This is a genomic window from Roseateles sp. GW821-FHT09H11, from assembly GCF_059415845.1.
The window spans coordinates 305370-329493 of sequence record NZ_JBWKOA010000003.1; the positions used below are offsets into that span (position 1 = coordinate 305370).

Consider the following 24124-nt stretch of genomic DNA (forward strand, 5'->3'; position numbering starts at 1 on the left):
TTCCGGCCGACGTCCTCCCTGATTCAAAGACGCCCGGAAATCTCAGTGACGCGAGCGGCGCACCAGGCTGCCCACGTCCAGGATCAGCGCCACGCGGCCGTCGCCCATGATGGTGGCGCCGGAAACGTCCGTCACCTTGCGGTAGTTCGCCTCGAGGTTCTTCACCACGACCTGTTGCTGGCCGAGCAGTTCGTCCACCAGCATGGCGACCCGGCCCCCCTCGGCCTCCACGACGACCATGATCGAGCTGACATGCTCGAAGTCGAAACGGGGCACATTGAAGACCTGCTCCAGTTCGACGACGGGCATGTACTCGTCGCGGACCTCGACCACGCGGCCGGAGCCGCCGACGGTCTTGATCGTGTCGGACTGGACCTGGAAGGACTCGACCACCGACGACAGCGGGAGGATGTAGACCTCTTCACCGACGCCCACGCTCATGCCGTCCATGATGGCCAGCGTCAGCGGCAGGCGGACCGAGACCTTCATGCCGTAGCCCTCGGCGGAGTCGATCTCCACCGTGCCGCCCAGCGAGGTGATGTTCTTCTTCACCACGTCCATGCCGACGCCGCGGCCGGACACGTCGGTGACCTGATCGGCGGTCGAGAAGCCCGGGGCGAAGATCAGACCCCAGACCTCCTGGTCGGTCATCGTGTCCGGCGCGTCGATCCCTTTCTCGCGGGCCTTGCGGATCAGCTTCTCGCGGTTCAGGCCGCGGCCGTCGTCGCGCACCTCGATGACGATGGAGCCGCCCTGATGGGAGGCCACCAGCGTGATCGTGCCCTGTTCGGGCTTGCCCTTGGCGGCGCGGTCGGCGGGCGACTCGATGCCGTGGTCGCAGCTGTTGCGCACCAGGTGGGTCAGCGGGTCGGTGATCTTCTCGACCAGGCCCTTGTCCAGTTCCGTGGCTTCCCCTTGCGTGACCAGCTCGACCTTCTTGCCGAGCTTGGCCGCCAGGTCGCGCAGCATGCGCGGGAAGCGGTTGAACACGACCGACATCGGGATCATGCGGATCGACATGACCGATTCCTGGAGATCGCGCGTGTTGCGCTCCAGATCCGCCAGGCCGGAGGCCAGTTGCTGATACAGGCCCGGGTCCAGGTTGCGGCTGTTCTGCGCCAGCATCGCTTGCGTGATGACGAGTTCGCCAACCAGGTTGATCAACTGGTCGACCTTTTCGACGGACACGCGCAGCGTGGACTGGTCAGGGCTCGCGCCGCCGGCGCGCGGGGCGACCTCGGTGCGCGCGGGCGCCGTCGGCTTGGCGGTGGGGGCCGGCACGCTGGCCTTGGGCGCTTCGGCCCTGGCCTCGGCGGCGGTCGCTTCGGGCACGCCGGGCGCGTCGTCGAAGAAGCCATAGCCGGGGTCTTCGTCCTTCTTGGTCTCCACCGGCGCGCCGGGCGCGCCCTCATGGAAGCCGAAGCCTTCGGTCAGTGGCAGCAGCTTGACCTGCTCGCGCGAGACATGGAAGGTGAACAGGTCCAGGAGGTCGTTGTCGGTGCTGCTCGTCAGCACCTTGAAGCGACGCATGCCATCGGCAGGAATGCCGCCGTCCAGCGGCTCGATCGTGCCGAGGTCGGTGATTTCCTTGAACAGCTCGACCAGGTTGTCTGCCTGCTCCGTGTTGCTCAGCGGGCCGACGAGCAGCTCGAGCTGCCGGACGTTCGACTTGAGCGGGGCCGGTGCCGGTGCCGTCGCGGGAGCCGCGGCGGGCGCGGCCGAGGCGGCCGGGGCGGCAGGCGCGCGAGCACCGTCCAGCGTGCCGCCTTCCACCAGCGTGCGGATGCTGCTCAGCAGGGCGGAGGTGTCCACCGCGTCGGCGCCCGAGCCCTGATGCCGGGCCAGTTGCGCCTTCAGCGCGTCGCCGGACTGCAGCAGCACGTCCACCATCGGCGAGGTCGGCGCCAGTTCATGGCGGCGAAGCTTGTCCAGCAGCGTTTCCATCTGGTGCGTCAGCTCGGCCACGTCGTTGAAGCCGAACGTCGCCGCGCCACCCTTGATCGAGTGGGCGCAACGGAAGATGGCGTTCATCTGCTCGTCGTCCGGGTTCTCGATGTCCAGGTTCAGCAGCAGCTGTTCCATGTTGTCGAGGTTCTCCCCGGCTTCCTCGAAGAAGACTTGGTAGAACTGGCTCAGGTCGATGCCTGCGCCCAGGTTTGCGCCTTCGGAGGTCATATCTCCCATGAATCTCTCCAGCTTGCCTTCAGCGGATCACCTTGCCGATCACTTCGATCAGCTTGGCCGGGTCGAAAGGCTTCACCAGCCAGCCTGTGGCGCCCGCCGCGCGGCCCGCCTGCTTCATCTGATCGCTGGACTCGGTGGTCAGGATCAGGATCGGCGTGGTCTTGAACTTGGGGTTGTCGCGCAGCTTCTTGGTCAGGCTGATGCCGTCCATCCGGGGCATGTTCTGGTCGGTCAGCACCAGGTCGAAATCGCGTTGCGACGACTTCTCCCAGGCATCCTGCCCGTCCACCGCCTCCACGACGTTGAAACCCGCATTCTTGAGGGTGAACGAGACCATCTGGCGCATGGAGGCCGAATCGTCTACGGCGAGGATCGAGGGCATTTTGAGTTCTCCGGATGACAAGCGGTTTTCGGGTGGACCTGAAGATTCTTGAGGACCTTGAGGGCGGTCTGGTGACGGTGCCCGGTGATTTCGTGACCTAACGGACGGATCGGGGGAACATTCAGAACAGTTCTATCGAACCGGCATCCATCTCGTCCTGCGTGACGGGATTGGGACGCAGGGGGGCGGTCTCGACAACGGCCAGACCGTCCTCATCATCTCCGAACGTATCGCGGGCGAGCTGGTCCGAGCAGTTGCGCAGCCGTTGGCTCGTGTGCGCGATCAACTGCGTCGACATGTCCTGGAACTGCAGCGCGGTGATCGCACCGGCCAGATGCAACATCAACTGCTGCAACGCATCCTGGTCCTTGGCTTCTGGCAGACGTTCGCGCATCTGGTCCACGAGGCCTGATGCGCCGAAGAAATGCGTCGACAACGCTTCGCAGGCGTCGTCGAGCAGGCGCTGCAGGCGCTCGAGATCGTTGTTGACCGTCATCAGATGGTCCTGCAGCTCGGCAGCGGCGAGCAGCGGCATCAGTCCTGTGCCTTCCGGCTCGACCGACGTCTCATCGATTTGCATCTTGGCTCCACATAGGGTGTCCTGGTGCGTCTTCATGTCTGCCCAACTCAAACATGCGCCCGGACTTGTCGGCTGGCAAGAATCTTCGGCTTTTGCCACGCATCTGTCGACGGGACTAACCGTGCAAAGTCGTCCCAATAGCGAAGATCGGTTGGCCATCGACTTGACCGTGACAAATCTCGATAAGGGTAAACCCAAGACTCTACGGTTTCCAGATGAATAAAGCGTGGGGCTTCCCTGCATAGATGAGGGATACGCGACAAACTTGGCATACTCCCGGCCATGCCGACTCTCCCCCTGGCCGAGCGCTCTCTGCGCCTGCTTCATATCGAGGATTCCGACCTGGATCATCAACTGATCCTGGCCCAGTTGCAGCGAGCCGGATTGCGATTCGAGATCACGCGGCTGGACACGCTGCCCGATATCGAGGCAGCCCTCGACCGGCACTGGGATGCGGTGATTTCCGATTACAACCTGCCGGGGTATTCGGGCCTGGTCGTGCTGGACATGATCAAGCAGCGGCAACTGGTGCTCCCGTTCGTGCTGGTGTCGGGCGAGATCGGCGAAGACACGGCGGTCGCGGCGATGCGCACCGGCGCGTCGGACTATCTGCTCAAGAACAACCTGGCGCGGCTGGCGCCGGCGCTGCTGCACGCGATCGAGTCCTGCGAGGCCCAGCTTGCGCGGCAGGAGGCCGACCGCGAGCTGCTCAAGTCCAAGCAGCAACTGCACGAACTGGCGGGGCATCTGCAGACCAGCGTCGAGATGGAGCGGGCGGCGATCGCCCGCGAGATCCATGACGACGTGGGCGGATCGCTGACGGCGCTGAAGTTCGACCTGGCCTGGATCGCGCGGCACAGCAAGGACGAGGACGTCCAGCAGCGCGTGCAGTCGGCGCTGGAGACCGTGACCAGCGCCATCGAATCGAGCCAGCGCATCATGCACAACCTGCGCCCGGCGATCCTGGAACAGGGATTGCTGGCAGCAGTGCAGTGGCTGGCCGCGCGCTTCGAGCGCCGGACCGGCATCGCGACCGCGGTGCGGCATGTCGGCGAGCAGTTCCAGCTGCCGGCGGGCGTTCCGCTGGTGGCCTACCGCTGTGCGCAGGAGGCGCTGACCAACGTGTCCAAACATGCCGGAGCGACCAAGGTCGATGTGGAGTTGAGCATGGAGGGTGGCGTGCTGACGCTGGAGATCAAGGATAACGGCCACGGCGTCGCGCCGGGCGACCTGAGCAAGGCCCGCAGCTTCGGCATTCGCGGGTTGCGCGAGCGCGCGGCGACGGTCGGCGGCTGGGTCGACCTCAGCAGCGGTCTGCAGGGCACGGCGCTGATCCTCTCCGTGCCCTTGCGCGGCGTGATCGGCGACTTCGAGTTCGACGACGACGGGGAGCCGATCCCGGCCGGTGCCGGGCATGATCCCTCCTCGTGGGGCGCCCTATGATCAAAGTCATCCTCTGCGACGACCACGCGCTGATCCGCCGCGGGATCCGGGACACGCTGTCCGACGCGCCGGACATCGAAGTGGTCGGCGAGGCCGGCGACTACGGCGAGCTGCGCAGCCTGATGCGCACGCTGCCGGTCGACCGGCAGTGCGATGTGCTGGTGCTGGACATCAACATGCCGGGGCGCAGCGGCCTGGACGTGCTGCACGTCCTCAAGGATGAAGGCACGACGACCCGGGTGCTGATCGTATCCATGTACCCCGAGGACCAGTACGCGATCCGCGCGCTGCGCGCCGGGGCCTTCGGCTACGTGAACAAGGGCGGCGATCCGCAACTGCTGGTGCAGGCGGTGCGCACGGTGGCTCAGGGGCGCAAGTACGTGACGCCCGAAATCGCGCAGATGCTGGTCGAGAGCCTGACCGCGCCGGCTCCGGAGCAGGCCCACCAGAAGCTGTCGGACCGTGAGCTGCAGACCCTGGTGATGATCGCCTCGGGCAAGCGCCTGTCGGACATCGCCGAGGAACTGATGCTCAGCCCGAAGACGGTGAGCGTGTACCGCGCGCGGGTGCTGGAGAAGCTGGCGCTGTCCAACAACTCGGAGCTGACCGTCTACGCCATCCGCAACGGACTGGTCGAGAGCTGAGTCGAAATCCGTCATCCCCGTTCGTCGTCATCCGGGGACGTTCACGCCAGCCAGCCGCCATTCATCGCAAGTCAGCATTGACGAGCAGGGGGCGCCTCGGAGAATGCGCCCCGTACTGACACACAGGGGGCTGTCATCGATACCGCACTGTTGAAAGAGCTGCGCATCCAGGGGAGCGAGCGCGACGACCACGGGGGTGGACCGCCCAGGTGGGTCTGGACGCTGCTGGCGGTGCTGGTCGTGCTGGCGCTGCTGGCCGCGGGCGGCTGGTGGTGGTGGCGGCAGTCGCAGGTGCCGGAGGTCGAGACCGCCTCGGCCCAGGCGCGTGGCGGCGCAGGTGGCAATGCCGTTCTGCAGGCCACCGGCTACGTGACGGCGCGTCGCGCCGCGACGGTGTCGACGCAGATCACCGGCACGCTGACCGAAGTCCTGTTCGAGGAAGGCGACAAGATCCAGAAGGGTCAGGTGTTGGCCCGGCTCGAGGACCATGCCTTGCGCGCCGCGCTGGACATGGCCCGGGCCAACGTGAAGAGCGCGCAGGCCAACATCGAGGCGACGCGCGCGCAGTGGCTGCAGTCGCAGTCCGACCTGAAGCGCCAGGACGAGCTGGCGCTCAGCGGCATGACGACCAGGCAATCCGCCGAGCAGGCCCGTACCGCGGTGAACGCCTACGCGGCGCAACTCGAAGCGCGCCGCCGCGAGGCCGATGCCGCCCTGGCCCAGGCGACGCAGGCGCAGGTCAATTTCGATTACACGGTCGTCAAGGCGCCGTTCTCCGGCGTGATCACCGCGAAGGCGGCACAGGTCGGCGAAATCGTCTCGCCGCTGTCCGCCGGCGGTGGCTTCACGCGGACCGGCGTCGGCACCATCGTCGACATGGAATCGCTGGAAGTGGATGTCGACGTCAACGAGGCCTACATCGGCCAGGTCAAGGCCGACATGCCGGCCCAGGCCGTGCTGGATGCGTATCCCGACTGGCGCATTCCGGCGCACGTGATCGCGGTCGTGCCCTCTGCCGACCGCGGCAAGGCGACGGTCAAGGTACGCGTGGCGCTCGAGCAGAAGGATCAACGCGTCGTGCCCGACATGGGCGTGCGCGTGTCCTTCCTCGCCGCCAAGGAAAGCGCACAGACCGCGCCGCCACCGGGCGTCCTGGTGCCGAAGTCGGCCGTCGTGTCGCGCGACGGCGGCGACATCGTCTTCGTCGTGAACGGCCAGACCGTCGCCCAGCGCAAGGTGCGCCAGGGCACGCCGGTCGGCGACCAGGCGGTGGTGCTCGACGGCGTGAAGGCCGGCGATACCGTCGTCCTCAATCCTCCCGATGCGCTGCGCGACGGCGCAGAGATCAAGCCGGCGGCCGGCAAGTGAAGCCGACAGCGCGGGGACGTGCCGTCCCCGCTGGAAGTGCAGGAAACCGAAGCGAGGAGTCACCGTGAGCAATCTGATCGAGATCCGTGACCTGTCCAAGGTCTACACCCGCGGCAAGCAGAAGGTGGAGGTGCTGCATCACATCGACCTGGACGTGAGGCAGGGCGAGTTCCTGGCGCTGATGGGGCCGTCGGGCTCGGGCAAGACGACGCTGCTGAACCTGATCGGCGGGCTGGACCAGCCCAGCGGGGGCAGCATCGCGATCGGCGGCGAGCGCATCGACCAGCTCAATTCCGCGGCGTTGGCGAAGTGGCGCGCCGCCAAGGTGGGCTTCGTGTTCCAGTTCTACAACCTGATGCCGACGCTCTCGGCGCAGCGCAACGTGGAGCTGCCGCTGCTGCTGACCAAGCTCTCGGCGGCCGAGCGCAAGAAGCGCGCCGCGATCGCGCTGCAACTGGTGGGACTGTCGGACCGCGCCAGCCACAAGCCGACCGAGCTCTCCGGCGGCCAGCAGCAGCGCGTGTCGATCGCGCGGGCGATCGTGTCCGATCCGACGCTGCTGGTCTGCGACGAGCCCACCGGCGACCTGGACCGTCAATCGGCCGAGGACGTGCTGGCGCTGCTCCAGGCGCTCAACCGCGATCACGGCAAGACCATCGTGATGGTGACGCACGATCCGAAGGCCGCCGAGCGCGCCCGCCAGACGCTGCACCTGGACAAGGGCACGCTGGTCGAGCAGACCGTGTCCACCGCGGCCTGAAGCCGCGCGCGCAAGGTCAAGTCCCGCAAGAAAGGGCTCGCCATGAAATACCTCCATCTCATCTGGGCGGCGCTGTTCCGGCGCAAGCTCCGAACCGTGCTGACGCTGGTGTCCATCATCACGGCGTTCCTGCTGTTCGGATTGCTGGACGCGGTCCGGACGTCCTTCGACCAGGCCGGCCAGTCGGCCAACGGCGCGTCGCGGTTGCAGACCGGCTCGCGGCTGTCGTTCATCCAGACCCTGCCGATGGCGCTGACGCAGCGCATCCAGTCGGTGGACGGCGTCAAACTGGTGACCTATGCCAACTGGTTCGGTGGGGCCTACCAGGATCCGCACAACCAGGTCTTCAGTTTCGCCGTCGCGCCGAACTACCTCGACATGTATCCCGAGATGCAGGTCACCGACCAGGCCAGGCAGGCCTTCGCGACGACGCGCATCGGCGCGCTGGTCGGCGAGGGTCTCGCCAAGCGCTTCAACTGGAAGGTCGGGGACAAGATCCCGCTGCAATCGACGATCTTCCCGGACCGCAGCGGCAGCAAGAACTGGCAGTTCGAGATCGTCGGCCTGATCCATGCCGCGGACAAGAAGTCCGGCGGCTGGTACGACCAGATGTTCCTGCTGAACTGGAAGTACTTCGACGACACGACGCCCTACAACCAGGGCGCGGTCGGCTGGTACGTGACGCGGGTCGCGGACGCGAACCAGGCGGACCGCGTGGCCAAGGCGATCGACGCGATCTCGGCCAACTCGGACCATGAGACGCGCACGCAGACCGAGCAGGCGGCGATGGCCTCGTGGATGAAGCAGGTCGCGGACATCGGACTGATCGTCAGCTCGATCATGGGCGCGGTGTTCTTCACGCTGCTGCTGCTGTCGGGCAACACGATGATGCAGGCCGTGCGCGAGCGCACCAGCGAGATCGCGGTGCTGAAGACGATCGGCTTCTCCGGCCGCAGCGTGCTGGCGATGGTGCTGGCGGAGTCGGTGCTGCTGCTGGTGATCGGCGGCGTCATCGGCCTGGGACTGGCGAGTGTCATTGGGCCGGCCGTCAGCGCGGGCAGCGGCGGCACGCTGAACCTGCCGGCCGCCGGCTTGAACAGCTGGGCGACCGGCGTCGGACTGATGGTGCTGTTCGGCGTGATCGTCGGCGCGCTGCCGGCCTTGAACGCGATGCGGCTGAACATCACCGATGCACTGGCGGGGAGGGCCTGACCATGAAATTCCTGAAGAACCTGGGCTTGGTGCTGCTGCTGGTGCTCGTGCTGGTGGCGTGGGTGATGCTGCCGTGGGTCGGCGCGCTCGGCCTGGCCGTGCTGCTGGCGCTGTGGATGCTGTTGACGCGACGAGGCGCCCAGGCGCGCTCGGTGACCGGCGTCGGCGTGAGCACGCTGCCGCAGCGGATCGGCTCGTCGGCGGTGATCGTCGTGGGCATCGCGGGCGTGGTCGGCGTGCTGGTGGCGCTGCTGGCGATGGCCGAGGGCTATTCGGAGACGCTGCGCAAGTCCGGCAGCGAGGACACGGCCATCGTGCTGCGCGGCGCGTCTGCGGCGGAGGTGGCGTCCGTCATGACGCGCGACGACATCACGCAGATCGGGCAGGCGCCGGGCGTGGCGAAGTCCGCGAAGGGCGAGCCGCTGCTGTCCGCCGAGACGGTGGTCGCGGCCAACCTGCCGGTCAAGGGCACGAAGACCGACGAGGAGGGCAGCGTGCAGATGCGAGGCGTCGGGGACGAGGCCTTCGCGGTGCGGCCGCAGGTCAGGATCGTCGCCGGGCGCAAGTTCCAGCCGGGCCTGAAGGAGTTGATCGTCGGCCAGGGCGCCGCGCGTCAGTTCGAAGGCCTGGAGCCCGGCAAGCAGATCCGCCTGGGCAGCCAGATGTGGACGGTGGCCGGGGTGTTCGCGTCGGGCGACTCGATGGAATCGGAGTTGTGGGCCGATGCGCCGGTGGTCGCCGAAACCTACCGGCGTGGCGCGAGCCGCAATTCGGTGACCGTGAAGCTGACCGATGCGAAGGCCTTCAAGGAGTTCAAGGCCGCGCTCGAAGCCAATCCGCAACTGAAGGTCGACGCGACGACGACGCTCGCGTTCTTCGCGAAACAGTCGGAGCAGATGACCAAGATCCTGCGCATCATCGGGATCGTGGTTGGGTCGATCATGGCGGTCGGTGCGGTGTTCGGCGCGTTGAACACCATGTTCGCGGCCGTCGCGACGCGGGCCCGCGAGATCGCCACCTTGCGCGCGATCGGCTTCCCGGGACTGCCGGTGGTGGTGGCGGTGATGCTGGAGACGATGCTGCTGGCTGCCCTTGGTGGGGTCATCGGCGGCGGGATCGCCTACCTGATCTTCAACGGGCACGCGGCATCGACGATGGCGGCCGGGTCCGTCGGCAAGCTGAGTTTCGAGCTGAGGGTCTCGGGCCAATTGCTGTGGGAGGGCCTGAAGTGGGCCTTGGCCATCGGCTTCATCGGCGGCCTGTTCCCCGCGGTGCGGGCAGCGAGCCTGCCGGTCACGACGGCGCTGCGCGAGCTGTGACGTGAGACGCCGGCCGGCGCTGGGAAGCATCGGCCGGCGTGAGTGCCGCCGCGGTCAGTTGAACGCGGCCAGCATCCTCTCCAGCGCGATCATGAACGGTTGATGCATCAGCGGCAGCGTCGCGACCAGACCGACCAGGCCGATGCTGACCGTCAGCGGGAAACCCACGGAGAACACGTTCAACTGCGGCGCCACGCGCGAGATGATGCCGAGCACGAGGTTCACGAACATCAGCATCGTGATCAGCGGCAGCGCGATCCACAGTCCCATGCGGAAGATTTCCGCACCCCACACCTGGGGCTGCGCGATCCGCAGGAAGCGGAAGGGCTCCTCGCCGACCGGGAAGGCCTGGAAACTCTCGACCAGGGAGTTGATCAGCATCAGATGACCGTTGATCGCGACGAACAGGAACGCCACCATCGAGCCCAGGAAGCGTGATGTCGACGTACCTTGCGAGCCCGTCGACGGATCGAAGAAGCCGGCGAAGTTCAGCCCCATCTGCAGACCGATCAGCTCGCCGGCGAATTCCAGCGCGGCGAACACGACCCGCACCGCGAAACCCATCGACAGCCCGATCAGCAACTGCTGCGCCGTCACCGTCAGGATCTGTGGCAACGAGTCGAGGGGGATCACCGGCATGGCCGGCAGCGACGGCTGTGCCGCCACGGCGATGAACAGCGCCAGCCCGATGCGCACGCGCGCCGGCACCTGGCGCTGGCTGAAGACCGGCATCCCGGCGAACAGCGCCAGCGTGCGGATGAACGGCCACAGGATCGGATTGATCCAGGCGAGCAATTGCGCTTCGCTGAAGGAGATCATCGGGATCGGGGCCGTGGGATCTTGCGGCGGTGGCGGGGCAGGGCGGCGGCGTGCGCCTCAGCCCAGTGCCTGCGGGATGCTCTGCAGCGTGCGCTGGATGTATTCGACCAGCGTCGTGATCATCCACGGTCCGGCGACGGCCAGCACCAGCACGGCGGCGACGATCTTGGGCACGAACGACAGCGTCGATTCGTTGATCTGCGTCGCCGCCTGGAACACCGACACCAGCACCCCGACCGCCAGCACCGTCAGGAGGATGGGCGCCGCCACCATGAGCAGTACGTACAGCCCCTGCTGGCCGATGGAGAAGACCTGTTGAGCATCCATGACTTGTCCTTCGATTCGCGTCGGAACGGGCGGGCCGCTACTGCGCGAACGACGCCGCCAGCGATCCCAGCAGCAGATTCCAGCCGTCCGCCAGCACGAACAGCATCAGCTTGAACGGCAGCGACACCAGCACTGGCGACAGCATCATCATGCCCAGGCTCATCAGCACGCTGGAGACGATCATGTCGATCACCAGGAATGGGATGAAGATGAGGAACGCGATTTGGAACGCGGATTTCAGCTCGCTGGTCACGAAGGCAGGCACCAGCACGCGGAAGGGCACGTTCTCGGGCGCGACATTGGGTTCGAGCTTGGCCAGCTTCGCGAACAGCGCGACGTCCGACTGACGCGTCTGCTTCAGCATGAAGCCCCGCATCGGCACCTGCGCACGGTCGAGGGCGACCTCGAAGCCGATCTGCCCGGCCTGGTAGGGCTGCCAGGCTTCGGTGTAGACGCGGTCCAGCGTCGGACTCATCACGAAGAAGGTCAGGAACAGCGACAGCCCGACGATCACCTGGTTCGGTGGCGCCGCCTGCGTGCCCAGCGCCTGACGCAGGAGCGACAGCACGATCACGATCCGCGTGAAGCCGGTCATCATCAGCAGCACGGCCGGCAGGAAGCCCAGCGCGGTGAAGAACAGCAGCGTCTGGATCGGCACCGAATAGCTGTTGCCGCCGGCACCCTGGCCGATGATCAGCGGCACGCTCGCAGGCGCGCCGCCCTGCTGGGCCCAGGCCGCAGCCCCGAGGCCACCGAGCGCGAGCGCGCCGACGATGCCTAGCGCGCGCCGCGACAGCCGCGGACGACGGGGCTCGGGCAAGGCGGGGGCGTGGGAGGTCGAAGCGGTCATGCGCCGTTCCCGATCAGGCCGAAGTGCTGGAACCGGGGCCATCGGCGTGCCTGCCGCCCAGGCTGCGCTTGAGCATCGAGGAGAACGACGGTTGCGCCGCCTGCAGCGCCGCGCCGGCGTCGGCCTGCGGCGGCATCACATGCAGCGTGCGGATCTGCTGGCCGGTGATGCCGAGCACCAGCCATTGGCGGTCCTCGTTCTGGCCGACCTCGACGATCACGAGGCGCTGGCTCGGCGAGATCACCAACTGCGCGACGGTGCGCAATTGCCCGCCCATCGCGCCACCGCCCAGCGGCGTGCGCTTGAGAAGCCAGAGCACGACCGGGATCAAGGCCAGGATGGCCAGGAACCAGAGCAGGGGGACGAGGCTGTTGTTCATGGCGTTGAATTATGCGTCCCTGAAACGCATCAGCCCCACCGGAGTGGGGCTGAGGGGTCAGGCCTTGCTGAGGCGCCGCATCCGTTCGGACGGCGTCACGATGTCGGTGAGGCGGATACCGAACTTGTCGTTCACGACCACGACCTCGCCCTGGGCGATCAGGTAGCCGTTGACCAGCACGTCCATCGGCTCGCCGGCCAGGGCGTCGAGTTCGACGACCGAGCCCTGCGCCAGCTGCAGGATGTTCTTGATCGGGATGCGCGTGCGGCCGAGTTCAACCGTGAGCTGGACGGGGATGTCCAGGATCATGTTGATGTCGCTGCCGGGCAGGTTGCCCGGTGTCGGCGAGAAGTTGGTGAAGGCCGCCGGCGCGACCTGCTCGGTCACCTGCTGCACTTCGGCCGCGACCTCGCTGCCGCCGCCGCCGGCTTCCGCCAGCGCCGCCGCCCATTCGGCGGCCATCGCGTCCTGTTCGTCCATCGGGGTGTTGTCAGCCATTGCGGGCTCCCAGCCAGCCGGCATCCGGGCCGGTCAGCATCTTTTCAATCTTGATCGAATACTTGCCGTTCGACGTGCCGTAATGGCAGTCGAACACCGGCACGCCGTCCACCTTGGCCTGGATGATCTGCTCCAGGTCCAGTTCGATGAAGTCGCCCGGCTTGAAGGCCAGCAGCTGTTCCACCGTCGCGGGGGCCTTGGCCAGCTCCGCCACCAGTTCGACCTCGGCCGACTGGATCTGGTGCTTGAGCAGGTTGACCCAGCGGCGGTCGGGTTCGCTGGAGTCGCCCTGCGTGGTGCTGTACAGCACGTCGCGGATCGGCTCCAGCGTCGAATACGGAATGCAGAAGTACACCGTGCCGCTGGTCTCGCCGATTTCCAGCGTGAACGACGTGGACACGATGATCTCGCTGGGCGTGGCGATGTTGGCGAACTGGGGCTGCATCTCCGAGCGCTGGTACTCCAGCTCCAGCGGATAGATGCCCTTCCACGCCTTCGTGTACTCCTGGATGATCACTTCAACCAGGCGCAGGATCACGCGCTGCTCGGTGGCGGAGAAGTCCCGACCCTCGATGCGGGTGTGGAACTTGCCGATGCCGCCGAACAGCGAGTCGATCACCGCGAACACCAGCGTCGGATCGCAGACGATCAGCCCGCTGCCGCGCAGCGGCTTCACCGACACGATGTTGAAGTTGGTCGGGACCACGATCTCGCGCAGGAAGGCGCTGTACTTCTGCACCTTGATGCCGCCGATGGCCACTTCCGGGCTCTTGCGGATGAAGTTGAACAGCCCGATGCGGATGTTCCGCGCGAAGCGTTCGTTGATGATCTCCATCGTGGGCATGCGCCCACGGACGATCCGTTCCTGGCTCGCGAGGTTGTACTCGCGGATGCCACCGGTCTGGACCTCCTCGGCCTCGAGCTTCTGGCTCTCGCCGGTGATGCCCTGCAGCAGGGCATCGACTTCGTCTTGCGACAGGATCTGCTGATTCATCGCGCGCTCCTTGCTGTCCGGCCCGTCACTGCACGATGAAGGTCGAGAACAGGACCTGCGTCACCGGGCTCTCAACCTGGCGCTTCTTCTTCTTTTTCTTCTTCGGCGCGGCGTCCTCGTCCTCATCCTCGTCGTCGAGCTCGATGCCCATCGGACGCACGGCCTCGCGGCGGATTTCCTTGGCCAGCTTTTCCTTGCCTTCGGCGCTCAGCAGCTCCGCCGAGGTCTTGTGCGACAGCACCAGCAGCACGTTGTTGCGGATCGCCGGCATGTAGCCCTTGAGCTGGTCCGCGAACTTCGCATCGTTCACTTCCAGCGTGATGCCGATCTGCGCGAAGCGGTCGACTTCCTTGTCGGCCAGGTTCACCGTGAACGGGTCCAGCGGGACGAAGGTCGGCGGGGTGCCAGGCTTGGCGTGGGCGGCGGCCGCGGGCTTCTCCTCGGCGGCGGCGCCGTCCTCGTCGTCGGCATGCGACTTCTTCTTCATCATCAGCAACGCGGCGACGCCCACCAGCACCACCACCAGGACGATGGCGACGATGATGATCAGCTTCTTCTTGCCGCCGCCCTTGACGGCGGCGTCGTTGCCTGCGGCGGCTGTGGCCATGGGCGCTCCGGTGATGAAAAGAGGGAAGTTGGCGGGGAACCGGACCTGACGACCCGGCAATGTCTCCCATTGTGAAGCGCCGCCCGAGCGCTCAACGCGCGAAAAGGCGGCGGATTCCGGTCAGACTCGCGGACAGTCAGGCGTACAGATCGACCAGGCCACGCGGTGCGGAGCGGCGCTCCGACCGGCCGGCGGCGGCGATTGCGCCGTCATCGTCCGAGCCTTGCCCGCGCCCGCCCCGGCGGCCATTGCCGTTCGAGGCGCCGTCAGCGGATCCATCACCACGATTCTGGCCGCCGCTGGACTGCGACTGGGCGAACACCCCACCACCGCTCAGGGTCAAGCCCTGGGCCTGGAGGGCGGCTGCGAGGTCCGGCAGGCTCCGTTCCAGCACTTCGCGAGTCGCGGCGTGCTGGGCATGGAAGTTCACCTGCGCCTGCTGGCCGTCGAGCTGGATGTTGATCGACACCGGCCCCATGTCGGTCGGGTTGAGCTGGAGCTGTGCCTCGTGCACGCCGTCCTGGATGAGCAGGCTGACGCTGGCAGACAGTTCCGGTGCGAATTCGGGGCTGTCCAACGGCTGGCTGAGCGGGACGCTGGGGGCCTGGGCCGCCGACGTCGCATCGGCCCCGGAGGTGCCGGACGCGGCGCCGGTCTGCTGCGCCGCGGCCAGCAGCGCTTCGAAGCTCGGCTGCGGCCCCTTGGCGGCGCCATCGCCCATCGAGATCTCGTGCGCGCCGCCGGAGGCGGCTTGCAACGCCTCGGTCCGGGTGGTCTTGTCGGTGCCATCGGCCGCGCCGGCGGTGCCTGCGGCCGCCTGGCCCAGTTCACGCTGGAGCTGCTGGCGCTCGCGCAACGCGTCGCCGGTGGTGGGCTGCTTGCCATGAGCATGCGCGCCGCCGGGCAGGGCGGCCGTGCCCGCCTCGTCGCCTTCCGTCGCGGCGGTCCCGGCGCGCGGAGTGGCCCTGGCTTCGGCAGGCGCTTCGCCGCGCAGCATCGCCAGGATCTGCTCAGCCGTCGAGGCGGCGCTGTCCTTCGCAGCCTTGGCGTCCTGCTTGTCCTGGTCGTCGCCGTCCTTCGCATCGATGCGTTCGGCGTCCTTGCCGCCGGCGGCATCGGCCCGGGCGGTGTCCTGGGGGGCGGTCGCCTCGGCCGCGTCGGCGACGTCCGCCGCCTCGGCGGCATTCGCCGGATCAGCCTTCGTGGCACGGGACGCGGTCTTGGCATCCTCGGCCTTGTTCGCGCTGCTGCGGGCGGCGGCATTGCGCGCGGCCAGCTTGCTCTCGTCCCTGGCGGCGGTGTTCTCGGGCGCGCGAGCGGGCGCAGAGGCGGGCTTGGGCGGCGGAGCCGACTCCTGGCGCTGTGCCTGCTGCTGGGCTTCCAGCTGCCGGGCCTGCTGCTGCGTTTGTGCCTGCTGGCTCGCCAACTGCTGCGACTGCAGCTGGGCCATGGTCGTCTTGGCCGATTGCGCCGACTGATTCTGCAGCTGCTGATTGCTCTGGTTGAGCAGGCGGGAGAAGTCCGCCGACGCGCCGTCCTTGCGGCCGGTATACGCGGGGTTGTTCGCGCCAAGGCCGCCAAGGGCGCCCGGCATCGGAGTCGTGTTCTGGATCTGCGTCATGGCGAGGGAGGTTCCGGGAGGACCGGGTCGCGATCAGGCGACCAGTCGGGACATCGGATTGCCGCCGCGCGAAGCCGCACGGGCGGCCTGCTCGTCGGTGGCGCGCTGTTCCTGGCGCATCTGGCTGCGCAGCGTTTCGGCGCGACGGCGCTCGATCAGCTTGCGCACCGACGCGACCCGCAGTTCGCGCTCCCGGAGCAGGTCGCGGGCGGCGGACAGGCGCTGGTCGGCGTAGTCGGCGATGCCGCCTTGCTGGCCGATGGCCTGGTCCAGCCGCTGGCCGAAGTTCTGATAGCAGCCCAGCAGTTGCACGGTCGTCCGTTGGGCAAATTCCTGCGACCAGCGGGTGCGGTAGTCCGTGCGGTACTGCGACAGCTGGTCATGCTGGTTGCGCGCCGCGTTCGCACGCGACTGCGCGTCCTGCAGATGACGCAGCGCTTCATCGCGCTCGGCCTCCGCGCGTTCGAGGAGAACGTTCAGGGCCTGCAGATTGGAACTACTCATATCGATGACCTCGCTCTACGGATGTCGGCAGCTATCACGCAAAGTTAAGTGTGGCGGTCAACTGATTGAGGCAATCGTTCAAAGAAGCGGGGGAATGCATGTCTTGTTGAAGCAATCGGTCCATGTCGCCGTGCAGGCGGACCGCCATGTCCAATTCGGGATCATGACCGGGCTGATAGGCGCCCAGCTGGATCAGGTCGCGCGCCTTGTTGTACTTCGCGAGCAATTGCCGGAAACGGCGCGCCAGTTCGACATGGCGCTTGTCGGCCACGCTGGTCATGACGCGCGAAATGGACCGCTCCACGTCGATCGCAGGGTAGTGCCCACTCTCCGCCAACTCGCGGCTGAGCACGATGTGGCCGTCCAGGATGCCTCGGGCGGCGTCGGCGATCGGGTCCTGCTGGTCGTCGCCTTCGGACAGCACGGTGTAGAAGGCGGTGATCGAGCCTTCGCCGGCCAAACCGTTGCCGCTGCGCTCCACCAGTTGCGGCAGCTTCGCGAAGCAGGAAGGCGGATAGCCCTTGGTCGCCGGCGGTTCGCCGATGGCGAGGGCGATCTCGCGCTGCGCCATGGCGTAGCGGGTGAGCGAGTCCATCAGCAGCAGCACGTGCTGGCCGCGGTCGCGGAAGTGCTCGGCGATCGCGGTGGCATAGGTCGCGCCCTGCATCCGCAGCAGCGGCGGTGCGTCGGCTGGGGCGGCGACGACGACGCTGCGGCGCAGGCCTTCCTCGCCGAGGATGTCCTCGATGAATTCCTTCACTTCCCGGCCGCGCTCGCCGATCAGGCCGACGACGATGACGTCCGCCTGCGTGTAGCGGGCCATCATGCCCAGCAGCACCGATTTGCCGACGCCGGTGCCGGCGAACAGGCCCAGGCGCTGCCCCCGGCCGACGGTCAGCAGCGAGTTGATGGCGCGCACGCCCGTGTCCAGCGGACGGCGGACCGGGTCGCGGTCCATCGCGTTGATCGGGCGGCGGACCATGGGTTCATCGCGGATGTCGGCCAGCGGGCCGCGGCGATCGATCGGTTGGCCCTGCGGATCGACGACGCGACCCAGCAGGCCGTCGCCCATCGGCAGATGCAGGCCGCGATCCTCGTCGCGCCGCCAGGGATGGCGTTCCTCGCCGAGCACGGGGCCGTGCAGGGCCGCCGGTCGCGGCAGCACCATCGCGCCGCTGGACAGGCCCTGGATCTCGTCGGTCGGCATCAGGTAGGCGCGGTCGCCGGAGAACCCGACCACCTCCGCCGTGACCGGACGCTGCCCGCGACGCGGCGAGGCGGCGGTCGAGGGCATGTGGATCTCGCAGACCGACCCGACCGGCACCTTCACGCCGGTGGCTTCCAGCACCAGGCCGGCGACGCGCACCAGCTTGCCCTGCGGCTCGATCGGCGGCGCATTGCCGGCGAAGGCCTGCAGGTCGTCGAAATACTGGCGCCAGCGGTCGGTGCGTGCGCTCATGACTCGCGGTCCTCGGGCGCGCCCTGGTTCGCTCCATGGGGCAGGCCGCCGTACTGGCTCGGCGTGGGCTCGAGGCGGAAGTCCAGCCGCGCGTCACGTTGTTCATCGGCGGCGCTGCGGCGGTTCTCCCAGACGGAGGTCTGGCCCAGCGCGCCGACCGTCGATTGCCAGCGCGCCGGCAGCGAGGCGTCGACGCTGCAGATGTCGGCGTCGACCTTGACGCCGCCGCGCGCGATCGTGGGATCGGGGATGACCTGCGCCTCGCGGGCGCGCAGTTCCTGGCCGGCGCCGTCCAGCACCAGCGGGAGGTCGTCGGGGTGCACGCGCACGCGCACGTGGCGGGCGTTGATCAACAGTGCTTCAACGGCGTCATGCGCCACCTTGGAGACGAGCTCCGGCGCCGTTTCCAGTTCATTGCGGACGACCTGGCGAGCCAGTTCGACGGCCGTGCGCGCCAGTGCGTCGGCCATGTCCTGTTCCATCGCGGACAGGTCCTGGTCGAAGCTCGCGACCAGTTGTCCGACCTGGGCGCTGATCTGCTTGGCGAAGCTCTGCTTGAAGGCGTCGAGCGCCGCCATGCCGTCGCGGTAGCCGTCCTGGTAGCCGGTCTGCCGGGCCTGCTGCAGCAGCTCCTCGATGCTGGGGCCGGGCGGCGGGGGCGGGGGCGGCGGTTCGACCGGGGCGGGCGCGGTGACAGCCGGACGGCGCGGCGCGGCGCCGCCTTCGAGGGCGCCGGGATTCCACGCAGCGAAGCCGGACAGCTCCTCGCGCGGAATGATGCGGCCATAGGTGCTGCCGCGCTGCTGATCGCCGTCGGCGCGAGGCGGTGGCGGAACTTGGCGGGGTGGGCGGGTGACCATCGGTGCGGGTATCCGTCGGCGGAAGGGGCGACCAGCGTATTACAGGAACTGGTCGTCGCCGCCGCCGGCGAGCACGATCTGGCCCTCGTCGACGAGACGCCGGACGACCTTGAGGATTTCCTTCTGCTCGGCCTCGACCTCGGAGAGACGGACCGGACCGCGCGAATCCAGGTCCTCGCGCAGCGTTTCGGCGGCGCGGGTGGACATGTTGCGGAAGATCTTCTCGCGCAGTTCCGGCCCGGCGCCCTTGAGCGCGACGATGAGCGATTCGGACTGCACTTCCTTGAGGATGGCCTGGATGCCGCGGTCGTCGATCTTGTCCACGTCGTCGAACGTGAACATGTTGTCCATGATCTTCTGTGCCAGGTCGGAGTCGGCCTCGCGGATGTAGTCCAGCACCGAAGCCTCGACGCTGGTGCCCATCATGTTGATGATCTCGGCCGCGGTCTTGACGCCGCCCAGGTTGGACTTCTTCATGCGCTCGCCGCCGGCCAGGATCTGTCCCATGACCTCGTTGAGATCCTTCAGCGCCATCGGCTGGATGCCGTCCAGCGTGGCGATGCGGATCAGCACCTCGTTGCGCTGGCGCTCGGTGAAGACGCGCAGTACCGAACTGCTCTGGTCGAAGTCCAGGTGCGACAGGATGGCGGCGACGATCTGCGGATGCTCGTTGCGCAGCAGTTCCGCGACCGAACCCGGGTCCATCCACTTCAGCGATTCGATCGAGGAGACGTCCGAGCCCTGCAGGATGCGGTCCAGCAGCAGGTTGGCCTTGTCCTCGCCCAGCGCCTTGCGGAGCACCGAACGGACGTACTCGTCGGTGTCGCTGACCAGGGTGCTCTGGGTCTCGGCGACGAGGTCGAACTTGTCCAGCACGCGCTCGACGCGCTCGCGCGGCACGACCTTCATCTTGGCGATGGTCTCGCCGAGCTTCTGCACTTCCTTGGGCGCGAGGTGCTTGAAGACCTCGGAGGCTTCTTCCTCGCCCAGCGACATCAGCAGGATGGCTGCGTCTTCTACGCCTTTGTCGTCCATGGTGGTGTCTCGCTATCGATCCGGGTGGGCGTACTGGTCGGCGGTGCTCAGCGGCGGCCGCCGGCGGGGGCGGCTGTTTCCAGCTCCTCGCCGTTGACCCAGGCGCGCATGATGTTGGCCACGGCGATCGGGTTCTCCTTGGCCAGCAGGCGGGCGCGCTCCAGCTTGTCGTTCGAGATCGGCGCCTCCAGGGCCGGCAGGCCGCCGGGACCGCGCGGACCGCCGAGCGCCAGCTGTTCGTCCTCCACCACGCTGAGCGCGTTGTTGCTGGCAGTGTCGTCCTTCTGTTCGACGGGCGGCGGGAAAGCCGCCTTGAGAGCAGGGCGAACCAGCCCGAACACGGCGATCAGCGCGACCAGCACCAGGGCGGCGGGCACGGCAAAGTCGCGGGCGACGTCGCGCAGCCACGGTTGCTGCCACAGCGGCACGTCGGCGTTCTCGATCTTGTCGGAGACGAACGGGGCGCTGAGCACCTTGACCGAGTCGCCGCGATCCTGCGAGAAGCCCAGCGCTTCCTTGACGAGGGAGTCCAGCTTCTGGATCTCGTTCTCGGACAGCGGCTGGCTGGAGGTCTTGCCGTTCTTGTCGGTGACGGTCTTCTGGTTCACGACGACAGCGGCGTTCAGGCGACGGATCTGGCCGATCGCGTTGCGGGTGACGCGCACGGTGCGGTCGAGTTCGAACTGCGTGTCGTTGTTGCGGCGCAGGTTCTGCGTGCCGCCGGACTGCCCGGCCGGCTGCAGTTGCTGGGCCTGGCCGTTGATCGGCGCGGCGGCCTGCGGCGGAACCTGGTTGGTGGTCGCGCCGGGCACGCCGGTGGGCACGCCGGCGGTGCCGCCGGATTGCTCTTCGGAGGTCAGGCGGCGCACGCTGCTCTGCGTGTTCGGGCCCTGGTTGGGCTTGTATTCCTCGGCGGTCGACTCGACCTGGCTGAAGTCGACGTCGGCGGTGACCGTCGAGCGCAGGTTGTCGCGGCCAACCATCGGCTCGAGCAACTCGGCGATCCGCTTGTTCAAGTTGGCTTCGATCTGCTGCTTGTACTGGAGCTGCTGGCTGTCCAGGCCGATGGCGTTGCCGTCCGGGTTCTGGGAGAGCAGGGCGCCCGTGCTGTCAAGCACGCTGACGGCTTTGGGGTTCAGTTCCGGCACCGACGAGGACACCAGGTGGACGATGCCGGCGATCTGGGCGCGGTCCAGCGTGCGGCCGCCGCGCAGCGTCAGCATGACGGAGGCGCTGGGCTTCTGCTGCTCGCGGAAGAAGCCGTTCTGCTGCGGCATGGCCAGATGGACGCGCGCGTCGGCGACGTCGGCCATGGCGGTGATGGTGCGGGTGAGCTCGCCTTCGAGCGCGCGCTGGAAGTTCAGGCGCTCGTTGAAGGCGGTCTGGCCGATGGACTGCTTGTCCATCAGTTCGAAACCGACGACGCCGCCCTTGGGCAGGCCGGCCGAGGCCAGCTTCATGCGCAGGTCGTAGACCTGGCTGGCGGGGACCATGATGACGCCGCCCGGGTCATTGCGGTAGGGCACGTTCAACTGCGCGAGTTGAGCGATGACGGCGCCGCCATCCTTGTCGGACAGTCCGGAGAACAGCGGCCGGTAGTCGGGCTTGGCCGTCATCATCGACATCGCCACGATGACCGCCAGCAGCGCGGCCACGCCGCCGCCGAGCATCATCTTGCTCTTCGTGGGCATTGCCGCCAGGCGGGCGGGCAGGCCGGCCGGTTTGGCGGTCTGCTGCACCTCGGGGAGTCCGGCGGCGGGGCTGCTCAGGGCGTTGTCCATGGGGCGGTGGTGTACGGCTGGTGTCGAACGGAGTACCCAGGCGGACGCCTCGGCACAGGTCTGGATTATTTCGATCGGAGCCCTCAAGAATGGTGGGAACAGGCCGAAGAAGGCCCCCCAGTTCGGAGCTATGGACGGCGCGTGGATCCGTACGATGCGTTCCGTGGACCTGAAACTCAAACCCTTCGACTTCGCCAACGCGGTGGCGCGCGCCGGCCTGACCCCCCAGGGTCAGCCGGTGGCCAAGGCCGCGTCGGGCGGCACGAGCTTCGCGGATGCGATGAGCTCGGCGTTGAAGTCCGTCAGCACGCAGCAGAACGAGGCGTCGCGGTTGCAGCGGGAGGTTCAGCTGGACAATCCGACCGTCAGCCTCGAAGAGACCATGGTCGCCATGCAGAAGGCGCAGATCGGTTTCCAGGCAACGCTGCAGGTCCGCAACCGGCTGGTGTCGGCCTACTCGGAAATCATGAACATGCAGGTCTGAACGGCTTCGCTGCCTGTAGCAGCGCCGCGCGAACGAAAAAGCCGCCTCTGGGGCGGCTTTTTGCATTCCTGGATCGAACGATCAGAGGCTGCGACGCATCAAACGTTCGCGCTTCTGCGCCTGGTCAATGAAGATCTGAAGCGCGCGGGCCGCGGTGGGCGCCAAGGAGACGAAGGCGCAGCCCGCCTGGCGCGGCGCGCCCTGTTCGGCGTCCGACATGTGCTGGATCCGCAGGAGCGTGGAAAAGCTGACTTCGCGCTCAAGTTCCAGGGTCCCGCCGATTTCCTCGCCCGCCTGAGGGACGGGGACGACGTTGGCCGGCCACTGCAGTGCGACGCCGCCGGCGCTTACGTTCATGACGCGGATGCGGGGAAGGGCCGGGTCGGCCAGCTTCAGCGCCGGATACAGCTGCCCGGCGGACGCGACCCGATAGGCCTGGCGCCGCTGGAAGCGGTAGAGCCGCAGCGGCACCGGCGAGCGCAGCACCTCGGCGCCGTCGCCGCGGATGGCCACCAGCCCCGAGACGTCGAACTGCAATTTGATCTTGTCCAGGAAGGCCGTCGCCACCAGCTCGTCGCTGGCCAGCACCGGCGCGAGCGTGCCGCCGACCTGCGGCGCTTCCATCGTCAGCATCCCGTGCGGCGTGTCCAGCGCCCGCAGCACCGTGTGGATCGCCTCGCCGTCCGGCGTCGACAGCTGGATGCGCGCCTGCGACTGCAGCAGCTCGCGCAGCCAGTTCATGATCTCGCCGGGCGCGTCCATCCGGAAATCGGTGTCCGCAGCGTCGGGGGGGCTCGGGGATAGCTTCAGGTCGCTCAAGGCCAGCATCCGGCAGGATTCGGTGGAAAAATTCTCTCGCATCCCCAAGGCAAACGCCGCGCCGACCCCATGCGTTCAAGGGGCCGGTCGCGGCGCCGTCGTGAGTCCGGAACCCGCTTGCGTGACCGATGTCTCGGATCGCGGAGGCGCTCGGACGAGGAACCGATCAGCGTGCCGATCAGTGGACCGTCTTGGACTTGCCCTTCATCAGCTGGTCCAGATCTTCCAGCCACGGCTCGGCCAGGTGGCGGATCTCGGCGTCGTTGACCAGGATGCGCTGCATGATGCGCGTCTTGAGCTGCGCTTCGTCCGGGCCCAGGTTCTGGCTGGAAGCCGCATGCTTGAGCTGCGAGATCAGCAGCACGCAGGCGCCTTCGAGCTTCACCACTTCGTCCCAGTTGCCCGAACGGGCGGCGCTCAGCATGTCGGCGCTGGCTTGTTCGATGGCTTCGTAGTAGCTCAACAGTTGGGTGCTCATGAGGCGGTCCGGGGTCGGGGCGGCTTGGGCGGCGGAGGTCTGGGGCTTGGCGGTGTACTTGGACATGGAACTTCTCAAGTCGTCAGGCGGAAGGGGGTGTCCGGGGCTCAGGCCGCGGCACGTTGGTCGGCGGCGGTCGGGGCGATGCTGGCCCAGGCCTCCTTGATCGGTTGCAGCAGCTTCACGCATTCCTCGATCGCGACATCGTCGCTGCGCAGGTTCGCATAGGTCAGCCGCGTGCAGATGTAGGCATACAGGTCGCGCAGGTCCAGGGCCAGTTCGCCCGATTCCAGATTCAGGGCCGCTTTCAGGCCTTCGTCCAGGATGCGGACCGCGCGGCTCAGGCTGCGGTTCTTCACTTCGACATTGCCGGAGCGGATCGCGCCGATGGCTTGCGTCATCGAATCGAACGCGCCGTCCAGCAGGAGGCTCACCAGCCGATGCGGCGAGGCCGTCATCACGTCCGTTTCGACGCCGACGCGGTTGTACATGCTGCTGGCGCGCTGACCGTGGGAGGCGAAGGGGGAAGAGTTGCCGTACATGATTGTTGCTGCGGTGTGCTGAAGTGCTTGAATCAGTTTTCGGCCCCCGCTGGCCCAACTTGAGCCTCCCCCGTGTCGAATTTGTCTCGAAATTCTGCTCGCGTGAAGAAAAAGGAAAGCCTCCGTGAGGAGGCTTGTCGGCGCCCTTTTCGAAGCGCCGGAGAAGGGCGGTGGC

The 24124-nt window shown here is 67.4% G+C and carries 26 protein-coding genes; 7 read left to right on the forward strand and 19 right to left on the reverse strand.

The genetic code is table 11. The annotated features are described in order from the left end of the window. Nucleotides 1–42: 42 nt before the first annotated feature. The 3 genes from AC07PR_RS12145 to AC07PR_RS12155 form a co-directional block, all read right to left on the reverse strand. Complete coding sequence (locus tag AC07PR_RS12145) at nt 43–2184, reverse strand: chemotaxis protein CheA (RefSeq protein WP_377161274.1); 2142 nt, start codon at nt 2182–2184, stop codon at nt 43–45. 19 nt (nt 2185–2203) lie between these two features. After that, nucleotides 2204–2566, reverse strand: a complete 363-nt coding sequence (locus tag AC07PR_RS12150) for a response regulator (RefSeq protein ID WP_067068294.1) — start codon at nt 2564–2566, stop codon at nt 2204–2206. 121 nt (nt 2567–2687) lie between these two features. Continuing rightward, nucleotides 2688–3146: a hypothetical protein gene (locus tag AC07PR_RS12155; RefSeq protein WP_377161784.1), complete on the reverse strand. Its 459-nt coding sequence runs from the start codon at nt 3144–3146 to the stop codon at nt 2688–2690. 282 nt (nt 3147–3428) lie between these two features. Here AC07PR_RS12155 and AC07PR_RS12160 point away from each other — a divergent pair, with 282 nt between their 5' ends. From AC07PR_RS12160 to AC07PR_RS12185, 6 genes are all read left to right on the forward strand, one after another. Further along, nucleotides 3429–4589, forward strand: a complete 1161-nt coding sequence (locus AC07PR_RS12160) for a hybrid sensor histidine kinase/response regulator (protein WP_377161276.1) — start codon at nt 3429–3431, stop codon at nt 4587–4589. Continuing rightward, nucleotides 4586–5233, forward strand: a complete 648-nt coding sequence (locus AC07PR_RS12165) for a response regulator (RefSeq protein WP_377161278.1) — start codon at nt 4586–4588, stop codon at nt 5231–5233. Before AC07PR_RS12160 ends, AC07PR_RS12165 begins: the two co-directional genes overlap by 4 nt. A 150-nt stretch (nt 5234–5383) precedes the next feature. Beyond that, nucleotides 5384–6601 (forward strand): efflux RND transporter periplasmic adaptor subunit, encoded by a 1218-nt coding sequence (locus tag AC07PR_RS12170; protein WP_495135466.1) that lies wholly within the window; start codon nt 5384–5386, stop codon nt 6599–6601. A gap of 64 nt (nt 6602–6665) precedes the next feature. Beyond that, complete coding sequence (locus AC07PR_RS12175; RefSeq protein ID WP_377161282.1) at nt 6666–7361, forward strand: ABC transporter ATP-binding protein; 696 nt, start codon at nt 6666–6668, stop codon at nt 7359–7361. 42 nt (nt 7362–7403) lie between these two features. After that, entirely contained in the window at nt 7404–8573 is a 1170-nt protein-coding gene (locus tag AC07PR_RS12180) for an ABC transporter permease (RefSeq protein ID WP_377161284.1), read from the forward strand. A gap of 2 nt (nt 8574–8575) precedes the next feature. Then, entirely contained in the window at nt 8576–9892 is a 1317-nt protein-coding gene (locus tag AC07PR_RS12185; RefSeq protein WP_483107422.1) for an ABC transporter permease, read from the forward strand. 54 nt (nt 9893–9946) lie between these two features. On the opposite strand, the gene fliR is transcribed toward AC07PR_RS12185, so the two are convergent. From fliR to fliF, 13 genes are all read right to left on the reverse strand, one after another. After that, nucleotides 9947–10711, reverse strand: a complete 765-nt coding sequence (fliR, locus tag AC07PR_RS12190; RefSeq protein ID WP_377161288.1) for a flagellar biosynthetic protein FliR — start codon at nt 10709–10711, stop codon at nt 9947–9949. 57 nt (nt 10712–10768) lie between these two features. Continuing rightward, nucleotides 10769–11038 carry a flagellar biosynthesis protein FliQ gene (fliQ, locus tag AC07PR_RS12195; protein WP_377161290.1) on the reverse strand — a complete coding sequence of 90 codons (270 nt, stop codon included), beginning with the start codon at nt 11036–11038 and terminating at the stop codon, nt 10769–10771. A gap of 37 nt (nt 11039–11075) precedes the next feature. Further along, complete coding sequence (fliP, locus tag AC07PR_RS12200) at nt 11076–11888, reverse strand: flagellar type III secretion system pore protein FliP (protein ID WP_495135467.1); 813 nt, start codon at nt 11886–11888, stop codon at nt 11076–11078. A 13-nt stretch (nt 11889–11901) separates the two neighbouring features. After that, the gene (locus tag AC07PR_RS12205) at nt 11902–12267 is read right to left on the reverse strand and encodes a FliO/MopB family protein (RefSeq protein ID WP_377161294.1); all 366 of its coding nucleotides are present in this window, start codon (nt 12265–12267) and stop codon (nt 11902–11904) included. A gap of 57 nt (nt 12268–12324) precedes the next feature. Then, nucleotides 12325–12765: a flagellar motor switch protein FliN gene (fliN, locus tag AC07PR_RS12210; protein WP_088403384.1), complete on the reverse strand. Its 441-nt coding sequence runs from the start codon at nt 12763–12765 to the stop codon at nt 12325–12327. Continuing rightward, nucleotides 12758–13759: a flagellar motor switch protein FliM gene (fliM, locus tag AC07PR_RS12215; RefSeq protein ID WP_067276207.1), complete on the reverse strand. Its 1002-nt coding sequence runs from the start codon at nt 13757–13759 to the stop codon at nt 12758–12760. Before fliM ends, fliN begins: the two co-directional genes overlap by 8 nt. A 25-nt stretch (nt 13760–13784) precedes the next feature. Next, on the reverse strand, nt 13785–14366 hold the full coding sequence (locus AC07PR_RS12220) for a flagellar basal body-associated FliL family protein (protein WP_483107420.1): 582 nt from the start codon (nt 14364–14366) through the stop codon (nt 13785–13787). 136 nt (nt 14367–14502) lie between these two features. After that, entirely contained in the window at nt 14503–15987 is a 1485-nt protein-coding gene (locus AC07PR_RS12225; protein ID WP_495135468.1) for a flagellar hook-length control protein FliK, read from the reverse strand. A gap of 33 nt (nt 15988–16020) precedes the next feature. Further along, a complete protein-coding gene (gene fliJ / locus AC07PR_RS12230) occupies nt 16021–16491 on the reverse strand; it encodes a flagellar export protein FliJ (RefSeq protein ID WP_431099707.1) in 471 nt (156 codons plus the stop codon). 34 nt (nt 16492–16525) lie between these two features. Continuing rightward, a complete protein-coding gene (fliI, locus tag AC07PR_RS12235; protein WP_431099706.1) occupies nt 16526–17950 on the reverse strand; it encodes a flagellar protein export ATPase FliI in 1425 nt (474 codons plus the stop codon). Continuing rightward, complete coding sequence (locus tag AC07PR_RS12240; protein WP_495135469.1) at nt 17947–18810, reverse strand: FliH/SctL family protein; 864 nt, start codon at nt 18808–18810, stop codon at nt 17947–17949. The genes fliI and AC07PR_RS12240 overlap by 4 nt, the downstream gene beginning before the upstream one ends. A 39-nt stretch (nt 18811–18849) precedes the next feature. Continuing rightward, a complete protein-coding gene (gene fliG / locus AC07PR_RS12245) occupies nt 18850–19845 on the reverse strand; it encodes a flagellar motor switch protein FliG (RefSeq protein ID WP_431099704.1) in 996 nt (331 codons plus the stop codon). 47 nt (nt 19846–19892) lie between these two features. Further along, nucleotides 19893–21626 carry a flagellar basal-body MS-ring/collar protein FliF gene (gene fliF / locus AC07PR_RS12250; RefSeq protein WP_377161307.1) on the reverse strand — a complete coding sequence of 578 codons (1734 nt, stop codon included), beginning with the start codon at nt 21624–21626 and terminating at the stop codon, nt 19893–19895. Nucleotides 21627–21789: 163 nt separating this feature from the next. Here fliF and fliE point away from each other — a divergent pair, with 163 nt between their 5' ends. Beyond that, on the forward strand, nt 21790–22110 hold the full coding sequence (fliE, locus tag AC07PR_RS12255; protein WP_377161309.1) for a flagellar hook-basal body complex protein FliE: 321 nt from the start codon (nt 21790–21792) through the stop codon (nt 22108–22110). Between the two features lie 81 nt (nt 22111–22191). Here the strand turns inward: fliE and AC07PR_RS12260 are convergent, their stop codons facing one another. From AC07PR_RS12260 to fliS, 3 genes are all read right to left on the reverse strand, one after another. Beyond that, on the reverse strand, nt 22192–22929 hold the full coding sequence (locus tag AC07PR_RS12260) for a flagellar brake protein (protein WP_495135470.1): 738 nt from the start codon (nt 22927–22929) through the stop codon (nt 22192–22194). A 178-nt stretch (nt 22930–23107) separates the two neighbouring features. After that, on the reverse strand, nt 23108–23407 hold the full coding sequence (locus tag AC07PR_RS12265; RefSeq protein WP_067282807.1) for a flagellar protein FliT: 300 nt from the start codon (nt 23405–23407) through the stop codon (nt 23108–23110). A 107-nt stretch (nt 23408–23514) separates the two neighbouring features. After that, a complete protein-coding gene (gene fliS / locus AC07PR_RS12270) occupies nt 23515–23949 on the reverse strand; it encodes a flagellar export chaperone FliS (protein ID WP_377161313.1) in 435 nt (144 codons plus the stop codon). Nucleotides 23950–24124 lie beyond the last annotated feature (175 nt).

What these genes read in the sequence shown, in the direction of transcription:
- AC07PR_RS12185 (WP_483107422.1), top strand. Translation starts at nt 8,576, where the DNA reads ATGAAATTCCTGAAGAACCTGGGCTTGGTGCTGCTGCTGGTGCTCGTG.
- fliI (WP_431099706.1), bottom strand. Translation starts at nt 17,950, where the DNA reads ATGAGCGCACGCACCGACCGCTGGCGCCAGTATTTCGACGACCTGCAG.
- AC07PR_RS12180 (WP_377161284.1), top strand. Translation starts at nt 7,404, where the DNA reads ATGAAATACCTCCATCTCATCTGGGCGGCGCTGTTCCGGCGCAAGCTC.
- fliR (WP_377161288.1), bottom strand. Translation starts at nt 10,711, where the DNA reads ATGATCTCCTTCAGCGAAGCGCAATTGCTCGCCTGGATCAATCCGATC.
- fliF (WP_377161307.1), bottom strand. Translation starts at nt 21,626, where the DNA reads ATGGACAACGCCCTGAGCAGCCCCGCCGCCGGACTCCCCGAGGTGCAG.
- AC07PR_RS12160 (WP_377161276.1), top strand. Translation starts at nt 3,429, where the DNA reads ATGCCGACTCTCCCCCTGGCCGAGCGCTCTCTGCGCCTGCTTCATATC.
- AC07PR_RS12265 (WP_067282807.1), bottom strand. Translation starts at nt 23,407, where the DNA reads ATGAGCACCCAACTGTTGAGCTACTACGAAGCCATCGAACAAGCCAGC.
- AC07PR_RS12225 (WP_495135468.1), bottom strand. Translation starts at nt 15,987, where the DNA reads ATGACGCAGATCCAGAACACGACTCCGATGCCGGGCGCCCTTGGCGGC.
- AC07PR_RS12220 (WP_483107420.1), bottom strand. Translation starts at nt 14,366, where the DNA reads ATGGCCACAGCCGCCGCAGGCAACGACGCCGCCGTCAAGGGCGGCGGC.
- AC07PR_RS12155 (WP_377161784.1), bottom strand. Translation starts at nt 3,146, where the DNA reads ATGCAAATCGATGAGACGTCGGTCGAGCCGGAAGGCACAGGACTGATG.
- fliM (WP_067276207.1), bottom strand. Translation starts at nt 13,759, where the DNA reads ATGAATCAGCAGATCCTGTCGCAAGACGAAGTCGATGCCCTGCTGCAG.
- AC07PR_RS12150 (WP_067068294.1), bottom strand. Translation starts at nt 2,566, where the DNA reads ATGCCCTCGATCCTCGCCGTAGACGATTCGGCCTCCATGCGCCAGATG.
- AC07PR_RS12205 (WP_377161294.1), bottom strand. Translation starts at nt 12,267, where the DNA reads ATGAACAACAGCCTCGTCCCCCTGCTCTGGTTCCTGGCCATCCTGGCC.
- fliS (WP_377161313.1), bottom strand. Translation starts at nt 23,949, where the DNA reads ATGTACGGCAACTCTTCCCCCTTCGCCTCCCACGGTCAGCGCGCCAGC.
- AC07PR_RS12240 (WP_495135469.1), bottom strand. Translation starts at nt 18,810, where the DNA reads ATGGTCACCCGCCCACCCCGCCAAGTTCCGCCACCGCCTCGCGCCGAC.
- fliP (WP_495135467.1), bottom strand. Translation starts at nt 11,888, where the DNA reads ATGACCGCTTCGACCTCCCACGCCCCCGCCTTGCCCGAGCCCCGTCGT.
- fliQ (WP_377161290.1), bottom strand. Translation starts at nt 11,038, where the DNA reads ATGGATGCTCAACAGGTCTTCTCCATCGGCCAGCAGGGGCTGTACGTA.
- fliJ (WP_431099707.1), bottom strand. Translation starts at nt 16,491, where the DNA reads ATGAGTAGTTCCAATCTGCAGGCCCTGAACGTTCTCCTCGAACGCGCG.
- fliG (WP_431099704.1), bottom strand. Translation starts at nt 19,845, where the DNA reads ATGGACGACAAAGGCGTAGAAGACGCAGCCATCCTGCTGATGTCGCTG.
- AC07PR_RS12145 (WP_377161274.1), bottom strand. Translation starts at nt 2,184, where the DNA reads ATGGGAGATATGACCTCCGAAGGCGCAAACCTGGGCGCAGGCATCGAC.
- fliN (WP_088403384.1), bottom strand. Translation starts at nt 12,765, where the DNA reads ATGGCTGACAACACCCCGATGGACGAACAGGACGCGATGGCCGCCGAA.
- AC07PR_RS12165 (WP_377161278.1), top strand. Translation starts at nt 4,586, where the DNA reads ATGATCAAAGTCATCCTCTGCGACGACCACGCGCTGATCCGCCGCGGG.